The organism is Streptomyces sp. enrichment culture (assembly GCF_964272855.1).
GTDB lineage: Bacteria > Actinomycetota > Actinomycetes > Streptomycetales > Streptomycetaceae > Streptomyces.
Genome location: NZ_OZ186847.1, coordinates 4,101,255 through 4,117,916, shown reverse-complemented (window position 1 = coordinate 4,117,916; position 16,662 = coordinate 4,101,255). Strand labels below are relative to the sequence as shown.

Genomic DNA, 16,662 nt, shown 5'->3' with positions numbered 1-16,662 from the left:
CCGGCGGCCGGTTCGCCCGTCACGGCCCTTCCTCCCGCGCACGGGCCCGAGCGGGCCTCCCCCGGGCGACGAGGCACGCCGGTACCGCCACGGCGGTGCCGACGTACAGCAGCGCCGGGTAGTCCCGGGCGTGCACGATCTGCCCGCCGACGGCACCGGCCAGGGACAGACCCACGAACAGCGCCCCGTTGTTCCACGACAGCATGGCCGTCGCCCGCTCGGGGAACAGGTCGACCAGATGACGCTGCTGGGCGGGGAAGAAGGCGTAGGCGGCCAGTGCGAACAGGGCCAGCGCGCAGGCCAGCGCCCACGTGACGGGGAAGACCAGGGCCACGACGGCTTCCAGAACCGCCGTCAGCGCCAGCGCGGTCCTGGTGACCCGCACGGGCCCGGCCCGGTCGGCGAACCGCCCGCCCAACTGCCCGCCGACGACGGCACCGACGCCGTAGACGACCAGCAGCCAGGTCACGGCGGTGTTCCTGCCGTCGGCGTGCAGCGCGACCGCCAGGAAGGTGTAGAGGCTGTACACGGAGAACGCCCACAGAGCCGTCACCGCGACGGCGCACACGGCGACGCCCGTCCCGGGGCGCCCGGCCCTCTGCGGCACTCCCGGCGGGCCGGCGTCCGCCGGGACGGGACGGGCCCGCCACACGAACGCGTGAGGGAACGCCAGTACGAACGTGCCGGCGGCCAGGATGACGAAGGCGGCCTGCCAGCCCACGTACCGCCCCAGCAGTGACCCGGCCGGCGCGCCCACCCACAGGGCGGTCAGCAGCCCCGACCCCACCACGGCCAGCACCTGCGCCCGGGCCCGCGGCCGCGCACGGGTGCTGACGAGGGCGTACACGGTGGGCCCGGTCGCCGAGGCCGCGACGCCCGCCACCACGCGAGCCGCCAGCAGCGCGCCGAAGCCCGGCGCCAGCGCGGTACCGGCGTTGGCCGCGGAGAACAGCACCAGGGCCACCACCAGGACCGTGGCGCGGTCCCATCGGTCGGAGAGCCGGCCGGCGAACGGCGAAGCCACCACGTACGCGACGGAGAAGGCCGTGACCAGCAGACCGGAGCCGGCCGTGGAGACGTCGAAGGACGCGGCGATGTGGGGGAGCAACGGCGCCACCACGAACAGGTCGGTCCCCACCAGGAACTGCGTCAGCCAGGCCAGCACCACCGGCCCGGCGCCCAGGCCGGGCACCGTTTCTCCGGCCGGCTCGCCGCGCGGCGGGTGCATGGTCCGACGCTAGGGGGCGTCTCGCCGATCATGCCGGGCTCGCGGCGCCTGGCACCGCTCCCTGATCCGGCCTGATCGACGAGACACCCCCTAGGTCTTCCACCGGGACGCGGCCATCGGGGACGTGCCGGGCGTGGCAGGGTGTTCAGCCGTCGGCCCGCGTCACGCCGGCAGCGCTCCGCTAGCATGTTCGAACTCGCGACGAACACCGTTATCGCCCGTCGCTCACCGGAAAATTGGTCGAACAATTGATACCTAGAGCATCGCGGGTGTCTTCGCGAACAGACGGCGAAAGCGCGCCCTCCATATGGCGGCCCCGGACGATCCTGTGGGCCGCCGCGGGTGTGGTGACCCTCGGATTCCTCGTCGCGCTGGAGGTCGCCGCGCGGCGTTACGGCGTGCCGGGGCCGATCACCAACCAGGCGCGAGAAGTGATCTTCCCGCCCAAATCGGGTGGTCTGCTGTACGCCAGCATGGCGTTGATGATGGTGGTGCTCACCTGGCGGCAGCGGCTCGTCGCGATCGCCGCCGCGATCGGCATCGATCTCGCCTTCCTCCTCGTCCGGTGGGCCACCGACACCAAGATCACCGAGGGTCATCCCTTCGGAAACGGCGCGTTGTTGGTGATGCTGGGATGCGCGGTCCTCGCCGTCACGCGCCGCACCGGCCGGGAACGCGCGCTGCTGCTGAAGGGCGTCGGGCTGGGCCTGCTGCTGATGACCGGCCGCAAGACCGGCGACACCTGGCTGCTCATCACCGCGAAGACCCGCCCCACCGTGCTCGACGAGTACGTGGCGACCGCCGACCAGGCACTGGGCAACCCGTCCTGGCTGGTGGGCCGGATCGTCGAGGCCACCGGTCCGATCGGCTTCAACACCCTCGACTTCGTCTACGGCCAGCTCCCGGTGGCCGCCGTCATCGTCGCCCTGTACCAGCTGCGCCACGTGGCGATCGAGCGCCGCTTCCCCCGCCACCACCTGGTGCGCAGCTTCCTGATGATCGGCCTCCTCGGACCGGCCGTCTACATGATCTACCCGGTGGTCGGGCCGATCTTCGCCTTCGGCACCGGCACCGAGCACTGGGCGTCGGTCAGCCTGTGGGCGGACACCTGGCCCACCCGGCAGTGGGCGGTGGCCGAGATCTGGCCGACGACGCCCCCACCGATCGGCACCCCGCACCCCATACCGTTCGACGAGGCCACCCCGCGCAACTGCATGCCCAGCCTGCACACGGCGTGGGCCGCCGCGATCTTCATCCACACCCGCAAGGGCTCACGCATTCTGCGCCACGCGGGAACGTTCTGGCTGGTCGCCACCCTCTGCGCGACGCTCGGCTTCGGCTACCACTACGGCGTGGACCTCGTCGCCGGCGTGGTGTTCGTCCTCACCATCGAGGCGGCCCTGCGCGCGCTCGACCACGGCTGGGACCGCTCGGGAACCCGGCTGGTCGCTTACGGCGTGACCGTCTTCGCGGTGCTCCTGGTGTCGTACCGCTACCTGCCGACGGCGATGGCCAGGCTCCCGTGGCTGTTCGGGCCGCTCCTCATCCTGGCGATGGCCTCGGTGATCTACGGCTACGTCCGGACCACCGCACGCTGGGCAGCCGAAGCCGAAGCCGAAGCCGAAGCGGTACCCGAAGCGGGAGGCCTGCCCACGCCTCCCGTGGTACCCGCGGCGCGCGGCCCCGAGCCCGAGCCGGTCGAACCGGCTGCCGGGGGGACTGCCGGGGATACGCCGCCCTCGGCCTCGGCGCCCGACGTCGTCGACGCCGGGCGTTGACGACCGACCGAGGTCAGGCTAGGTCAGGCTTCCAGGACCCGTCGCTTCTGTTCCTGGAACTCAGCCTCGGTGAGCACCCCTTGGGCCTTGAGATCGCCGAGCTGCTTCAGCTGCTCGATCTTGTCGGTCATGTCGGGGACCGGCGGGGCGGCAGCCGGGGCGGCCGCCGGCTCGGCGTAGGACGCCGGTTGCGGCGCGGGCGCTTCGTACGCGTGGGGCTGCTGTGCGGCCCATCGGCCCTGTTGTCTGCGGGAGACACGGTTCGACACGGCGGTCGCCGTCCCGGCGACGACGGCAGTCCGCGCCACTCCGCGGAGAAGACCTGGCATGGCAGTCTCTCTCTCGTCCGTCAGCCGTGATCGGTGGCCGCGCTCACTGCGCGGCCTCGGTCGCTTCGAGGGCGGCGAGGAGGTCGGGCACCGGGATCCGCCCGGAGGCGACCAGCCGGGCACCGCCCCGGCGAAGGGCGGCGGCGAAGGGCGCGGCCCAGACGTTCTCGTAGATCAGGACGCCGGCGGAGCTGCCGGGTTCCAGCACGGAGGCCGCCTCCTCGAGGTCGTCCTGGCCCAGCAGCCCGGACGACGCGCCCTCGAAGACGGCCAGGTCGAGTGCGCCGTCACCGGTGAGGTCGGCGATCTCCATGCCGGTGACGGTTCCGTCCTCGTCCTTCCTGACGAACATCAGGTCGAGGATGCGGATGAGGCCGCGGTCGACCAGGTCCACCAGGATGGGGAATCCCTCGCCTGTCATCCGGTTGCCGGGAAACTCGACGACGAGGTAGTCGATCGGGCCCACTTCTGCTGTTTCGTCGGTCACGGTGCCACCTCTGGTGCGCATGGGCTGCCGCCAGTGACGTCCCCCCTCGCCACAATTGCAGCACCGGCCCGCGGCGTCCGCACCCCGGTGTGCCGTTCACCCGCTTGATACGCCTGGGTCGCGCGCTCCCTGCCGCGCGAATCTGCTGGTGGCCATGAGTGATACCGGTGACGAAGAACTCTCGGCCCGGGAGCGCAACGAGCTGGACGAACTGCGGAGCCGGGTGACCGCCCTGGAGGGCGCCGCCACGCCGCCGCGGCGGCATCACCCGTTCCGCTCGATCGGCTCGGTGCTGCTGATCCTCCTCGCGGCGCTGCTGTCGCTGCTGTCCGTCGTCGCGGTGTGGGCGAACAGCATCGTGCAGGACACGGACCGCTACGTCGCCACCGTCGGGCCGCTGGCGAGCGACCCCGACGTACAGCAGGCGGTCACCAACCGGGTCACCGACGCCGTGCTGTCGCACGTCGACGTGAAAGCGCTGGTCGACCAGCTCACGGACGCGGCGTCGGAGCAGGGGGTGCCGCCGAGGGCGGCCGAGCTGCTGAAGAACCTGGACGGCCCGATCGAGAGCGGGCTCAAGCAGCTGGTCAGCGGTGCGGTGGAGCGGGTCGTCACCAGCAGCGCCTTCGAGAAGGTGTGGGTGGACGCCAACCGCCGGGCACACTCGGCGCTGGACAAGGCCCTGACGGGTCAGTCCGACACCGCCGTCCAGCTGAAGGACAACCAGGTCGTCATCGACATCGGCCCGATCGTCGAGCAGGTCAAGACCCGGCTGGTCGACGCGGGCTTCTCGCCCGCCGCGAAGATCCCGGAGGTCCACACCGACTTCGTGGTGTTCGCGTCGAAGGAGATCGGCGAGGTCAAGACGTACGTGAGGGTGCTGGAGATCCTGGGCGGATGGCTGCCCCTGATCGCGTTGCTGGTGGCGGCCGCCGGTGTGTACGTGGCGTTCAACCGCCGGCACGCGCTGATCGGGGCGGCTCTCGCGGTCTTCGCCGCCATGGTGATCCTCGGCATCGCCCTCACCGTCGGCCGCGACGTCTACCTCAACCAGCTGCCGCCGGGCACCTCCCAAGCGGCCGCGGGGACGGTGTACGACGCGCTGATCAAGTTCCTGCGGGCCGGTGTGCGGGCGCTCGGTGCCGCCGCCCTCTTCACCGCCGCCGGCGCCTTCCTCGCCGGCCCGTCCCGGATCGCCGTGCTCACCCGTACGGGCTGCCGCAGGAGCATCGGCAGTCTGCGCGACGTGGCGGCGTCCGCCGGGTTCCGTACGGGGCCGGTCGGCCGGTTCGTCCATCGCTACAAGCGCTGGATCGGCGTCGTCATCCTGGTGGCCGCGGCGATCGTCCTGTTCACCTGGCACTACCCGACCACGGCGGTCGTGGTGTGGACCGTGGTGATCACGCTGGTGGCCCTCGCGATCCGCGAGTTCCTGGACGACCCCTCCGCAGCACCGGCCGGCTCCGCACACCCGCCCGGTTCCCCACCGCCGGCCGGCTCGCCCACCGATGCCGCCGCTCGCTGAGGCCATACGCCGGGACAGGGCCGCGCCATCCGCCAAGTCGCCCTCCGATATCCCGAATGTGTAGATTTGTACGACCGGGTACACAGCTGCCAGGCGCGCCGACGGTCGCGCCGACGCGCATGAGCCTCGCAGGCGAGGGCCGATGTTCGACTTGAGCGCGCCGATCGTGGCCACGTTCCTGGTGTACGTGGCCGCCATGATCGGAACGGGTGTCTGGGCGTACGCCCGCACCCGCACGTTCGCCGACTTCGCCCTGGGGGGCCGCAGGCTCAGCGCGCCCGTCGCCGCGCTGTCCGCGGGGGCCAGCGACATGTCCGGCTGGCTGTTCGTGGCGCTCCCCGGAGCGGTGTACGCGGCCGGACTCGGCGCCAGCTGGATCGCCGTCGGACTGGTCGTCGGCACCTACCTCAACTGGCTGTTCGTCGCGCCGAGGCTGCGCACCTACACCGAGCGGGCCGGGAACGCCGTGAGCCTGTCGGCGTACCTGGAGGAACGGTTCGAGGACCGCACCCGGGTGCTCAGGATGGCCTCGGCCGCGGTCACCCTGGTGTTCTTCACCGTCTACGTCGCCAGCGGGCTGGTGGCCGGCGGGCTGCTGTTCGAGAGCGTCTTCGACCTGCGCTTCGGGCTCGGCGTGACGCTGACCGCCCTGGTGATCGTCATCTACTCGTGCCTGGGCGGCTTCCTCGCCGTGAGCCTGACGCACGTCATGCAGGGCACGCTGATGTTCCTGGCCCTGATCGTGCTCCCGCTGACCGGCGTCGTCGTGCTCGGCGGCTTCGGGGCGCTGGGCGAAGCCCTCGACGCCAAGGCACCGGCGCTGCTGGAGATGAGCGCCGAGGTCCGCTACGAGGACGGCCAGTGGTTCGCGGACGGGCCGCTCGGCGCCGTCGCGATCGCCTCGCTGCTCGCCTGGGGCCTGGGCTACTTCGGCCAGCCGCACATCCTCGCCCGGTTCATGGGCATCCGCAGCATCCGCGCCATCCCCGCGGCCCGCCGTATCGGGACGGGCTGGGCCATCGTCGTGCTCGGCGGCGCCACGCTCGTCGGCCTCGTCGGGATCGGACAGCTCGGCGCACCGCTCCCCAACCCGGACACGGTTTACATCGTCCTGAGCCGGACCCTGCTCAACCCCTGGATCGCCGGGGTGATGCTGATCGCCGTACTGGCCGCGATCATGTCGACCGCGGACAGTCAGCTGCTGGTGTCGTCCGTCGCCCTCACGGAGGACTTCTACCACGCGTTCCTCAACCGGCGTGCCCCGGACAAGGCGCTGGTGTGGGTGGGGCGCGGCGCCGTCGTCGTGGTGATCCTGGTCGCCTTCGGGATCGCGCTCAGAGCCGACGGGCTGCTGAGCATCGTCGCCTACGCCTGGGCGGGCTTCGGGGCGGCCTTCGGGCCGGTCGTCCTGCTCTCGCTTTACTGGCCGCGCATGACCTGGGCGGGGGCCATGGCCGGGATCGTCTCCGGGGCGGCCACGGTACTGCTCTGGGACGAGATCAACCCACGGCTCGGACGGTTCGAGTCGGGCATCTACGAGATGGTCCCGGGCGTGCTGGTCGCCACGGTCGCCGCGCTGGTCTTCGGCAGATTCGTCGGCCGCCCGCCGAAGCAGGCCTTCTGGCGGATGCCGGGCGGCGGGATGAACCAGCTGGTGCTGGCGCCGTTCCTCACCCACGCACCCGTCGGCATCGCCGTCCTGGACGCGGACCTGCGCTACGTCTGGGTGAACGAGCCGCTGGACCGCATGGTCCCGCTCGCGCGGCGGCTTGGCCGGGAGGCGAGCGAGGTGCTGCCCAGCTCGGACGCGGCGGCGTTCGAGGAGCACATGCGGACGGTGCTCAGGACCGGGCGCCCGGTGATGGACCACGAGTTCCGCGGCGTCAGCCATCTCGACCCGGACCGGGAGCGGGCGTACTCCGCGTCGTTCTTCCCCATGAAGGACCGCCATGGCCGGCAGGTGGGCGTCTGGTACATGATCATCGACGTCACCGAACGCTGGGAGGCCCAGGCCCGCCTGGCGCTGCTGAACGACGCCGGTGCCCGGATCGGCAGCACGCTGGACGTGACGCGGACCGCGCAGGAGCTGGCCGACGAGGCCGTGCCGTCCCTCGCCGACTTCGTCGCCGTCGACCTGCTGGACACGGTCATGAGGGGAGAGGAACCGGCGCCCGGACCGGTCGGCATGATGCCCGTCATCCGCCGCGCGGGGCAGCAGTCGGTGCGCGAGGGCTGCCCGGAGGCGAGCCTGGCCGTGGGAGAAACGGTACGGCGTGCTCCGTCGTCGCCCGTGACCCGCTGCCTGCTGGAGAGCACGACCCTGGTCGAACGGACCCTGGACCCCGCCAGCCCCTGGCTGACCGAGGACGAGGCCCTGGGCGCCTCCATCCGCGAGTTCGGCTTCCGCTCGCTGATGGTGGTCCCGGTCCGGGCACGCGGCGTCACCCTGGGCGTGGCCACGTTCGCCCGGTCCCGGCGCGCCGGCCCCTTCGAGGACGACGACGTACGCCTCGCCGAGGAGATCGTCTCCCGCGCGGCGGTGAGCGTCGACAACGCGCGCCGGTTCACCCGCGAGCGCACCGCGGCCCGTTCCATGCAGCGCTCGCTGCTCCCGCAGAAGCTGACGGGCGGCTCCGCGGTCGAGGTGGCGTCCTGGTACCTCCCGGCCGACGCCCCCAGCGGTGTCGGCGGCGACTGGTTCGACGTGATCCCGCTCTCCGGGGCCCGGGTCGCCCTGGTCGTCGGGGACGTCGTCGGCCACGGCATGAACGCGGCCACCACCATGGGGCGCCTGCGCACCGCCGTCCGCACGCTCGCCAACCTGGACCTCCCGCCGGACGAACTGCTGGCCCACCTCGACGACCTGGTCATCGGCGTCATCGGGGCGGACGACGGCAACGAGCCGACGGGGGACGGGGACGAGACCCTGGGCGCCGCGTTCCTGGGCGCCACCTGCCTGTACGCCGTGTACGACCCGGTCAGCAGCCGGTGCACGCTGGCCCGGGCCGGACACCTCCCGCCCGTGATCATCGGCCCGGACGGCCGAGCCGACCTCCTGGACCTGCCCGCCGGACCACCCCTCGGACTCGGCTACCTCCCCTTCGAGTCCGTCGAACGGGAGCTGACCGAGGGCAGCCTCATCGCGCTCTACACCGACGGCCTCATCGAGAGCTTCCACCGGGACATCGACGTCGGACTCTCCCGCCTCGGCGACGCCCTCGCGGCGCCCGGACCGACGCTGGAGGAGATCGGCCGCAAGGCGGTCGACGCCCTGCTGACCGGTCCCCCGTCCGACGACGCAGCCCTGCTCCTCGCCCGCACCCGGGTTCTGGCCCGGGACCGGGTCGTCGCCTGGGACCTGCCGAGCGTCCCGACCGCCGTGGCGGAGGCCCGCGGCCTCGCGAGCCGGCAGCTGGCCGACTGGGGCATGGACGAGCTGACGTTCACCACGGAGCTCATCGTCAGCGAACTGGTGACCAACGCCATCCGCCACGCCGCCGGCCCGGTCGCGCTCCGCCTGATCCGGGACCGCGGCCTGATCTGCGAGGTCTCCGACGCCAGCAACACGTCCCCGCGCCTGCGCCACGCCCGCACCACCGACGAAGGCGGCCGGGGCCTGCTGATCGTGGCCCAGCTCGCCCAGCGCTGGGGCACCCGCTACACGACGACCGGCAAGACCATCTGGACGGAACAGGTCATCCCCACGGAGATGATCGCCGTCGAGACGGTCGAATGACTCGCTCTCACCATGGTTCCCGCCGGGCCTGCCGCGAGGGTCACCCGTCTCCCAGGGGGAACCCGGACCGCAGGGGCGGGGCCAGGCGACGTCTGTCGGTGACGGGAGGGCTGGCGATGCTGGGCCCGGATGGTCCGCGGCACGTGATGGCCAGGGCTCTCGACGCCCTCGGCACGGGCGCCTATCTGGCGGACGAACAGGGTCTGATCGTCGCCGTCAACGCGCGCGCCGAACAGTCCCTGGTCCGCACCGCGGCCGATCTGATCGGCCGGGACGCCCACGACCTGCTGCACCGCACCGGCTACGGGGAACCGGTGCCGAGGGCACAGTGCCGGATGCGGGAGAGCCTCCTCGCCGGGAGCACGCGGCAAGGTGAGGACGAGTGGTTCGAACGAGGAGACGGCACGCTGCTGCCGGTGGCCTGGCTGGCCACTCCCTGCGACATCGGCATCCGCACGACGGCGACGCTCGTCCTCTTCCACTCCCCGGCGCACCCCGGGCACACCGGCCGGCAGCCACCGGCCGGCGGACGGCTCTCCGAAATGGAACGGCTCGCCCTGCTCGCCGAGACGACCACCCTGCTCACCTCCACCCTGGACATCGACGAGGCGCTGCGCCGCCTGATCAGCCTCGTCGTGCCGCGCATCGCCGACTGGGCCGTCATCGACCTGATCGGCGACCGGGACGAGGTCTCGCGCTTCGCCGTCGCCCAAGCCGAGGGCGGCACCGTGCGGTTCCGGGACGATCTCCAGGGGCCCATGCCGCCGGTGCCGCAGGAGTCCCCGATGCCCCTGTCCCGCGCCCTGCGCGGCGTCGCGTCCTCCTTCGTCGGCCCCGAGACGTACCAGGGCCCGCCCGACTCCGGGATCGCGGTGGAGCAGCGCCGGCTGTTCGAGGCGACCGGCATGCACTCGGCCATCCTGGTGCCCCTGCGCAGCCTGCACGACGTGATGGGTGCCCTCACCCTGGGGCGCGCCGACCAGCCCGACCGGTTCACCACGGCCGACACCGCCCTGCTGGAGGACATCGCCCGGCGCGCCAGCCTCGCCCTGGAGAACGCCCGCCTCTACCAGCGCCAGCGCCAGGTCGCCGAGACCATGCAGCGCCATCTGCTGCCGAAGCTCCCGCGTTCGCCCGGCCGCAGCATGGCCGTCCGCTACCTGCCCGCGCCGGACGCCTCCCACGTCGGCGGCGACTGGTACGACGCGTTCGACCTGACGGACGGCGCCACCGCCCTCGCCGTGGGGGACGTCGTCGGCCACGACCTGGAGGCCGCCGCCGGCATGGCCCAGTTGCGCAACATGCTCCGCGCGTACGCCGTGTCCCAGCTGAAGCCGCCGAGCAAGATCGTGGAATGGCTCGACCAGGCGACGCTGGACATCACCGAGGTCTCCATGGCGACGCTGGTCTTCGCCCGTATGGGTGAGAACGCCGCCGGGCAGTGCGAGCTGTCCTGGACCAACGCGGGCCATCCACCTCCACTGCTGGTCACCCGCGAGGGCGTGGCCGCCTATCTGACCGACGGCCACGGGATGCTCCTGGGCGTCGCGCCCGAGCAGGTCCGTCCCGACGCGACGGCGGAACTGCCGCCCGGGGCGACCCTGCTCCTCTACACCGACGGCCTGATCGAGTCCCCGGGCCACAGCCTGGACGAGGGCCTGGAACGCCTGCGCCGCCACGCCGCGTCCTTGGCCCGCCGCCCTCTGGAGTCCTTCACCGACGAGCTGCTGGCCCGGGCGCGCCCGCCCGACAACGACGACGACGTGGCCCTGCTGGCCGTGCGGCACGGGCCCCACTACCCGACTTGAGGGGCGCCAGGGGCGCGGAAAACGACCTGCCGACGGGTGACTTCGGCATGGCGATGCTTCCCGCCTGTCGTTTGTCCGTTCTGCGTTTTCTCCCCCCGGAGCCGGCGACTCCCGAAGCCGGCGACGGCCTCGACCACGCGGTCCAGACCGCCGCCCGCCTGCGCTCAGGGCGTCACGACTGGGATTCGGACTCCGAGGTCCAAGTACCCAGGGACATCTCGGCGGTGATGCCGGGTCCGAATCCGGCCATCAGGCCGCGGTGACCCTCCAGGGCCGATCCCTCGTCGAACATGCGCGCCAGGGCGTCGAGTACCACCGCGCTGGCTATGTTGCCGTACTCGGTGAGCGTGGCGCGGCTGAAGCGGAACGCCTCGTGTGGCACGTCGAGGAAGCGGCTCAGGTCGTCCAGGATGCGTGGACCGCCCGCGTGGATGATGTAGAAGTCCATCTTGCTGGCGTTCCACTGGTGCTGCTCCGCGAGGGCCTGCAGGGCCGGGGCGAGCGGCTCCATGGTTCCGGGCACGCGCTTGTCGAGCTGGAAGTGGAAGCCCGTGGAGCGGACCGCGTAGGAGATCCACTCCTCGGTGCCCGGGATGATGTACGAGCCGTTGCGCTCCAGACGGACACCGGTGGCGCCGTCGTCGCCCCGGACCACGGCCGCGGCGATCCCGTCGCCGAACAGGCCGTTGGACAGCAGGGACCCCACGCCCAGATCGGTGGGCTGATAGCACAGCGAGCAGAACTCGCAGGCGATGATGAGCGCGTTGGCGTCCGGGTACGCCGTACAGAAGTCGTGTGCCCGGTTGATGGCGGCACCGCCCGCCGCGCAGCCGAGTTGCGCGATGGGCACCTGCCGGGTCTCCGGACGGAAGCCCATCGTGTCGATGAGCCATGCGGTCGGCGGGGGCATCATGAAGCCGGTGCAGGACACGTAGATGATCACGTCGATCTGCTGCGGCTCCAGTTCCGCCTGCTCGAGAGCGCGGCGCACCACGGCCGGCACGCGGGCCTTGGTGTGCTCCTCGTAGGTGGCGCTGCGGGCGTCCACGCCCGGGTGCTGCAGCACCTTCTCGATGGGCTGGATCAGATGCCGCTTCCGCACCCCGGTGTTCTCGATGAGCCTGAGCGCCAGTCCGAGCTGTGGGTGGTCGCCGTGCAGCCGACGCGCCAGCTCGAGTGTTTCCTCGTTGGTGATGACGTACTCGGGCACTTCGATCGCCGGCTTGCAGAGAACCGCCATGGATTGCCTCCCAGCGCACGTGGTCCACACGGCCGGACCATGACCAGGTCGGGCATTAACCCTCCGGCGGTAGCCACTCGGACCTGTCCGCGCGGAAACGGTGCGGAACGGATCGTCGGTGGGTCCCGGCGCCGGTTTCGATGTCCCTGGCACGGGCGCGGTCGGTACGGACCGTCGAAGACTGAGTTCTCCCCGTTCGGACGGATGTGATCCGCCACGGCCTGGTCAGCCGTCTGACTCACGCTACGACGGGAGGATGACGGCCGCACGTCGAGCACGTGCGGCGCGGATCCCCGGAAAAGAGTGGTCCCCGGTTGCGCACGGAGTCCATGCGCGACCCGGGGGCGCCGCGGTCACCAGGTGACGGGCAGGGCGAGCGGATAACGCCAGATCGACGTCTTGTTCCAGCGGATTTCCTCGGCCGGCTTTGCCAGCCTGAGATCGGGGAACCGCTCCAGGAGGGTCCCGAGAGCGACCTGCAGCTCCGTGGTGGCGAGCGGGGCACCGAGACAGTGATGTCCACCCCAGCCGAAGGTCATGTGGGACGGACCGGAGCGACGCAGATCCAGCTCGTCGGGCCGGTCGAACTTCCGTCCGTCACGGTTGGCCGTCAGATAGGAGACGTGCACGATGTCCCCTGCCTTGATCCTCACCCCGCTCAGCTCCACGTCCTCCAGGGCGACGCGGGGAATGCCGACGCCTTTGCGGAAGGGGATGTAGCGCAGCATTTCCTCGATGGCCTGCGGGAGCATCGAAGGATCGGCGCGCAGCATGGCGAGCTCTTCGGGCCGGGTGAGCAGGAGATAGGAGATGTTCCCGATCTGGTAGGTGGTGGTGTCCTGCCCGGTGATGAGCAGGACCATCGCCATGACGGTCAGTTCCTGGTCGTTGAGGATCTCGTCTCCGTCGCGAGCCGTGGCCAGCGCGCTGATCAGGTCGTCGCCCGGGTTCTCGCGCCGGTCCCTGGTCAGCGTCTGGAAGTAGGCACGGAGCTCCGCCTTGGCCCGTACGGCGTCGTCCCGGTTGTCGATGCCGGTGTCCATCATGGTCCGCGCGTGGGCGCGCAGTTGGGCCCGGTCGGCCTCGGGGATGTCGAGGACCTCGCAGATGGTGGCGAGGGGCAGCGGGTCGGCGAGGTGCTCGGTGAGGTCCGCGGGAGAGCCGTGCTCCTCCATCCGGTCGAGCAGTTCGTCCACGACATGCTGGGTGCGGGCCCGCATGCGTTCCATGTGACGGGGCGCGAATCCCTTGGAGATGAGGCTGCGCAGGCGGCTGCTGGCCGGCGGGTCCATCACATTGATCGCCTCGTCCTGAACGATGGGTTCAGGGGTCATGCGCGGGAAGTTCCGGCCGATGATGGCGTGGCGGCTGAAACGCCGGTCCGTGGTCACCGTGCGCACGTCGTCGTAGCCGGTGACCAGCCACGCCTCCCCCTCGCCGTGGGGCAGCCGGATGCGGGAGACGGGCTCCTCGGTCATCAGTTGCCGCAGCACGGGATCGAACTCGAGGGCCTCGGCATAGTCGAACGGACAGATTCGCGGGGTGGCGACTGGTTCCACGCGTGGCTCCCGATGGGCTGTGATAGGCGGTCCGAGGTGTCCGGGACTCCGGGACGGAACATGGGTGCCCGACCACCCGCGCGGGCACGCCCCGCTCCGGCCATTCGGCCTAACAGCGTTCCGCCCCCCCCCGCGAGCGGTCACCACCCGGTGCGCAGCAGATGGTTCAGGAGCAGCGCGAGTACCGCCTGGCCGGCGAGCCAGGCGCGGGGGCCGGTGAGAAACGCGCAGGCCGGGAGCAGCCACAGCGCGAACGGCAGCCAGATCCGTTCCGTCTCCGCCTTGCTCATGCCGGACAGGTCGGCGACCAGCAGGGCCAGGAGGGCGGCGGACACGAGGAGCGCGAGGCGGGCATCGGCGGCCCGCAGGGAGGCGGCGTCGCCACGGTGCCTCAGGAGCGCCGCGCCTGTGCGTCGCAGGCCCGCCGCCGTCGCCAGGCCCGTGATCAGCACCGTGCAGGCCAGGTTGGCCCACACCCAGTAGCCGTAGGGACGGATGCCGCCCACGCCCTGGTGGTAGCGGGTGACCAGCAGGCGGTACGCCTCCCACCAGTCGAACCCGGCGAGCGTGAACGCCGTCGGGACCACGGCAAGTCCGGCGAGCAGCGGCACCAGCAGGACGGGACGCGCCCGGACGCCGTCCCGGCCGAGCACCAGCACCGCCGCCGCGATCAGGGCGACGAGGGTGAGGCCGTACGACAGGTAGCAGGTCAGGCCGAACAGCACCCCGGACGCCCCCGCCCACCACAGGGGCCGTCCGGTGACCGCCAGCGCCAGCGACGCCACCGACCACGCCGCCACCGCCGTGAAATACGCGTCGGCCGAGGTGCCCATCCACACGGCGGCCGGGGCCAGGACCAGGAAGGGCGCCGCCCTGCGCGCGAGTGCCTCACCGGCCAGGGCACGGATCGTGACCAGCACGGCCACGCAGGCCGTCGCCCCCACGGTGATGCACCACACCCCGGCCCAGCCCCCGCCCCGCAGCCCGATCCGGTCGAGCAGGACGAAGGTGAGGGTGGCCCCGGGCGGGTGACCGGCGATGTGGGCGGGCCAGTTGTCGGGGGAGCCCAGCAGGATGTGCCCGGTGAAGTCCCGCAGGGCGGCGGGAATGTCGTGGAAGCGGTCGATGACCTGGAGGTATTCGTGCGGGGTGGTGAGCCGGGCGGCGATGCCCCGGTGCCAGCCGTCGATCAGGGCGAGGGAGCAGATCCACGCGGTGGCCGTGCTCCAGGCCACCGGCAGCAGGGCCCGCCAGGGGAGTCGGGCCGCGAGACCGGGGCCGTACGCCACCACGGCGACGGCCAGCAGGACGGCCGCCGGAGTGCCGGGGCCCGGATGAGGTCCCCAGGACGCCAGCAGCGGGGCCCAGTCGACGAAGAGGGTGTGGCTGGTCCCCTGGATGTGGCGGCCCGTCAGCACGGCCGCCGTCACGAGCAACAGGGCGGCCCCGGCGGCGTACAGGTCGCGGCGCAGGCCGCGGGGCACGCCGGAGCGCGCGGCATCGGGCTCGGCGGAGGGCAGGGTGCGGATCACACCGGAACGCTAGGCCGCGCGGCCGGTCCCGGACCGCCGTCCGGGCCCGACGTCAGCGTTTCGTCATGGGTCGGGCACCCTTTCGCGGGGTGGTCCCGGCCTACCGTCGGGACATGCGCGACGCTCCCGACGCCCCACGGCTCCCCTCCTCGCCCGGCTTCTGGCGCAGCCCGCTGCGCGGCCCCTGGTTCACCTCGGTGCTGGGCATCGTCCTGCTGGCCGGCATCACCGTGCTGTTCGTGACGGGCCTGGTCTCGTACGCCGCCTACAACCCGGACCTGGCGCCGGTGAACGACAAGACGCCGGACAAGGGGATCCTCGGCTTCTACCTCTTCGACTGGCCGACCGGCCCGCACTGGCTGTACCGGCTCAACCAGGGAGTCCACGTCACCCTCGGCATCACCCTGATCCCCGTCCTGCTCGCCAAGCTGTGGTCCGTGGTGCCGAGACTGTTCGCGCTGCCGCCGGCCCGCTCGCTCGCGCACGCCCTGGAGCGCATCTCGCTGCTGCTCCTGGTGGGCGGCGCGCTGTTCGAGTTCGTCACCGGTGTGCTCAACATCCAGCTCGACTACGTCTTCCCCGGCTCCTTCTACGCGCTGCACTTCTACGGAGCGTGGGTGTTCTTCGCCGCGTTCGTCGCCCACGCGCTGCTGAAGCTGCCCACGGCACTGCGCAACCTGCGGCACCTGCGGGACCCACTGGAGGACAACAGCGACCTGGTGTCCCCGCGCCCCGCCGAACCGACCGTCTCCCGCCGGGGTGCCCTGTGGTTCGTCGGGGGCGGCTCGCTGCTGCTGTTCGCGACGACGGTGGGGCAGAACTTCGACGGCCCGCTGCGGCGCACCGCCCTCCTCGCACCGCACGGCGGGGGCGACCCCGGGAGCGGCCCGAACGGGTTCCAGATCAACAAGACCGCCGCGTACGCCGGGATCGACGCGGCCCGGACGGGCGAGGACACGTGGCGGCTCGTCGTGACGGGGCGCACGGGCACCGTCCGCCTGAGCCGAGCCCTGCTCACCGAACTCCCCCTGCACAGCGCGGCGTTGCCCATCGCGTGCGTGGAGGGCTGGTCGACGTCGGACCAGTGGTGGCGCGGGGTACGGCTGCGCGACCTGGCGGCACTCGTCGGATACGAGGACGACCCGCCGGACGTGTTCGTCGAGTCGCTCCAGCAGCGCGGCGCCTTCCGGCAGGCCGCACTGCGCGCCAACCAGGTGGCCGACCCGCGTTCCCTGCTCGCGCTCCACGTCAACGGCGAGCCGCTGTCCCCCGACCACGGCTACCCGGCGCGGATCATCGTGCCCGCGGCGCCCGGTGTGCTCAACACCAAGTGGGTGGCCCGTCTGACGTTCGGAGACCTGTGATGCCGACGAGCCGGCTGCGGATCCCTGTCGGAAGCCCCTTCCAGCTCCTGCTGCTCGGCTGCTCCTTCGCGCTCGC

At 71.8% G+C, this 16,662-nt stretch carries 11 protein-coding genes; 5 read left to right on the top strand and 6 right to left on the bottom strand.

Annotated elements, in window-relative coordinates:
* Positions 1 to 19: 19 nt before the first annotated feature.
* Entirely contained in the window at positions 20 to 1,228 is a 1,209-nt protein-coding gene (locus ACSU6L_RS17790) for an MFS transporter (RefSeq protein ID WP_437057974.1), read from the bottom strand.
* 323 nt (positions 1,229 to 1,551) lie between these two features.
* Between ACSU6L_RS17790 and ACSU6L_RS17785 the strand changes: the two genes are divergently transcribed.
* Positions 1,552 to 3,006 carry a DUF5933 domain-containing protein gene (locus tag ACSU6L_RS17785; protein WP_437064939.1) on the top strand — a complete coding sequence of 485 codons (1,455 nt, stop codon included), beginning with the start codon at positions 1,552 to 1,554 and terminating at the stop codon, positions 3,004 to 3,006.
* 23 nt (positions 3,007 to 3,029) lie between these two features.
* Here the strand turns inward: ACSU6L_RS17785 and ACSU6L_RS17780 are convergent, their stop codons facing one another.
* Both ACSU6L_RS17780 and ACSU6L_RS17775 read right to left on the bottom strand, forming a co-directional pair.
* Entirely contained in the window at positions 3,030 to 3,335 is a 306-nt protein-coding gene (locus ACSU6L_RS17780) for an SHOCT domain-containing protein (protein WP_437057972.1), read from the bottom strand.
* A gap of 43 nt (positions 3,336 to 3,378) precedes the next feature.
* Positions 3,379 to 3,756 carry a DUF6325 family protein gene (locus tag ACSU6L_RS17775; protein WP_385312829.1) on the bottom strand — a complete coding sequence of 126 codons (378 nt, stop codon included), beginning with the start codon at positions 3,754 to 3,756 and terminating at the stop codon, positions 3,379 to 3,381.
* Positions 3,757 to 3,976: 220 nt separating this feature from the next.
* Here ACSU6L_RS17775 and ACSU6L_RS17770 point away from each other — a divergent pair, with 220 nt between their 5' ends.
* The 3 genes from ACSU6L_RS17770 (at position 3,977) to ACSU6L_RS17760 (ending at position 10,891) form a co-directional block, all read left to right on the top strand.
* Positions 3,977 to 5,347 (top strand): hypothetical protein, encoded by a 1,371-nt coding sequence (locus ACSU6L_RS17770; RefSeq protein ID WP_437057970.1) that lies wholly within the window; start codon positions 3,977 to 3,979, stop codon positions 5,345 to 5,347.
* 142 nt (positions 5,348 to 5,489) lie between these two features.
* Positions 5,490 to 9,083, top strand: coding sequence for a sodium/proline symporter PutP (putP, locus tag ACSU6L_RS17765; RefSeq protein ID WP_437057968.1), 3,594 nt, complete (start codon positions 5,490 to 5,492; stop codon positions 9,081 to 9,083).
* Between the two features lie 116 nt (positions 9,084 to 9,199).
* Positions 9,200 to 10,891: a SpoIIE family protein phosphatase gene (locus ACSU6L_RS17760; protein ID WP_437057966.1), complete on the top strand. Its 1,692-nt coding sequence runs from the start codon at positions 9,200 to 9,202 to the stop codon at positions 10,889 to 10,891.
* A 172-nt stretch (positions 10,892 to 11,063) separates the two neighbouring features.
* Here the strand turns inward: ACSU6L_RS17760 and ACSU6L_RS17755 are convergent, their stop codons facing one another.
* From ACSU6L_RS17755 to ACSU6L_RS17745, 3 genes are all read right to left on the bottom strand, one after another.
* Positions 11,064 to 12,131 carry a type III polyketide synthase gene (locus ACSU6L_RS17755; RefSeq protein ID WP_437057964.1) on the bottom strand — a complete coding sequence of 356 codons (1,068 nt, stop codon included), beginning with the start codon at positions 12,129 to 12,131 and terminating at the stop codon, positions 11,064 to 11,066.
* Positions 12,132 to 12,484: 353 nt separating this feature from the next.
* A complete protein-coding gene (locus tag ACSU6L_RS17750; protein WP_437057962.1) occupies positions 12,485 to 13,690 on the bottom strand; it encodes a cytochrome P450 in 1,206 nt (401 codons plus the stop codon).
* A 140-nt stretch (positions 13,691 to 13,830) separates the two neighbouring features.
* Positions 13,831 to 15,174, bottom strand: a complete 1,344-nt coding sequence (locus tag ACSU6L_RS17745) for a hypothetical protein (protein WP_437064938.1) — start codon at positions 15,172 to 15,174, stop codon at positions 13,831 to 13,833.
* Between the two features lie 161 nt (positions 15,175 to 15,335).
* Here ACSU6L_RS17745 and ACSU6L_RS17740 point away from each other — a divergent pair, with 161 nt between their 5' ends.
* Entirely contained in the window at positions 15,336 to 16,586 is a 1,251-nt protein-coding gene (locus tag ACSU6L_RS17740; RefSeq protein ID WP_437057960.1) for a molybdopterin-dependent oxidoreductase, read from the top strand.
* Positions 16,587 to 16,662 lie beyond the last annotated feature (76 nt).

Excerpts from the sequence above, each read along its gene's own strand:
- ACSU6L_RS17790 (WP_437057974.1), bottom strand. The coding sequence starts at position 1,228 with ATGCACCCGCCGCGCGGCGAGCCGGCCGGAGAAACGGTGCCCGGCCTG.
- ACSU6L_RS17780 (WP_437057972.1), bottom strand. The coding sequence starts at position 3,335 with ATGCCAGGTCTTCTCCGCGGAGTGGCGCGGACTGCCGTCGTCGCCGGG.
- ACSU6L_RS17775 (WP_385312829.1), bottom strand. The coding sequence starts at position 3,756 with ATGACAGGCGAGGGATTCCCCATCCTGGTGGACCTGGTCGACCGCGGC.
- ACSU6L_RS17770 (WP_437057970.1), top strand. The coding sequence starts at position 3,977 with ATGAGTGATACCGGTGACGAAGAACTCTCGGCCCGGGAGCGCAACGAG.
- putP (WP_437057968.1), top strand. The coding sequence starts at position 5,490 with ATGTTCGACTTGAGCGCGCCGATCGTGGCCACGTTCCTGGTGTACGTG.
- ACSU6L_RS17760 (WP_437057966.1), top strand. The coding sequence starts at position 9,200 with ATGCTGGGCCCGGATGGTCCGCGGCACGTGATGGCCAGGGCTCTCGAC.
- ACSU6L_RS17755 (WP_437057964.1), bottom strand. The coding sequence starts at position 12,131 with ATGGCGGTTCTCTGCAAGCCGGCGATCGAAGTGCCCGAGTACGTCATC.
- ACSU6L_RS17740 (WP_437057960.1), top strand. The coding sequence starts at position 15,336 with ATGCGCGACGCTCCCGACGCCCCACGGCTCCCCTCCTCGCCCGGCTTC.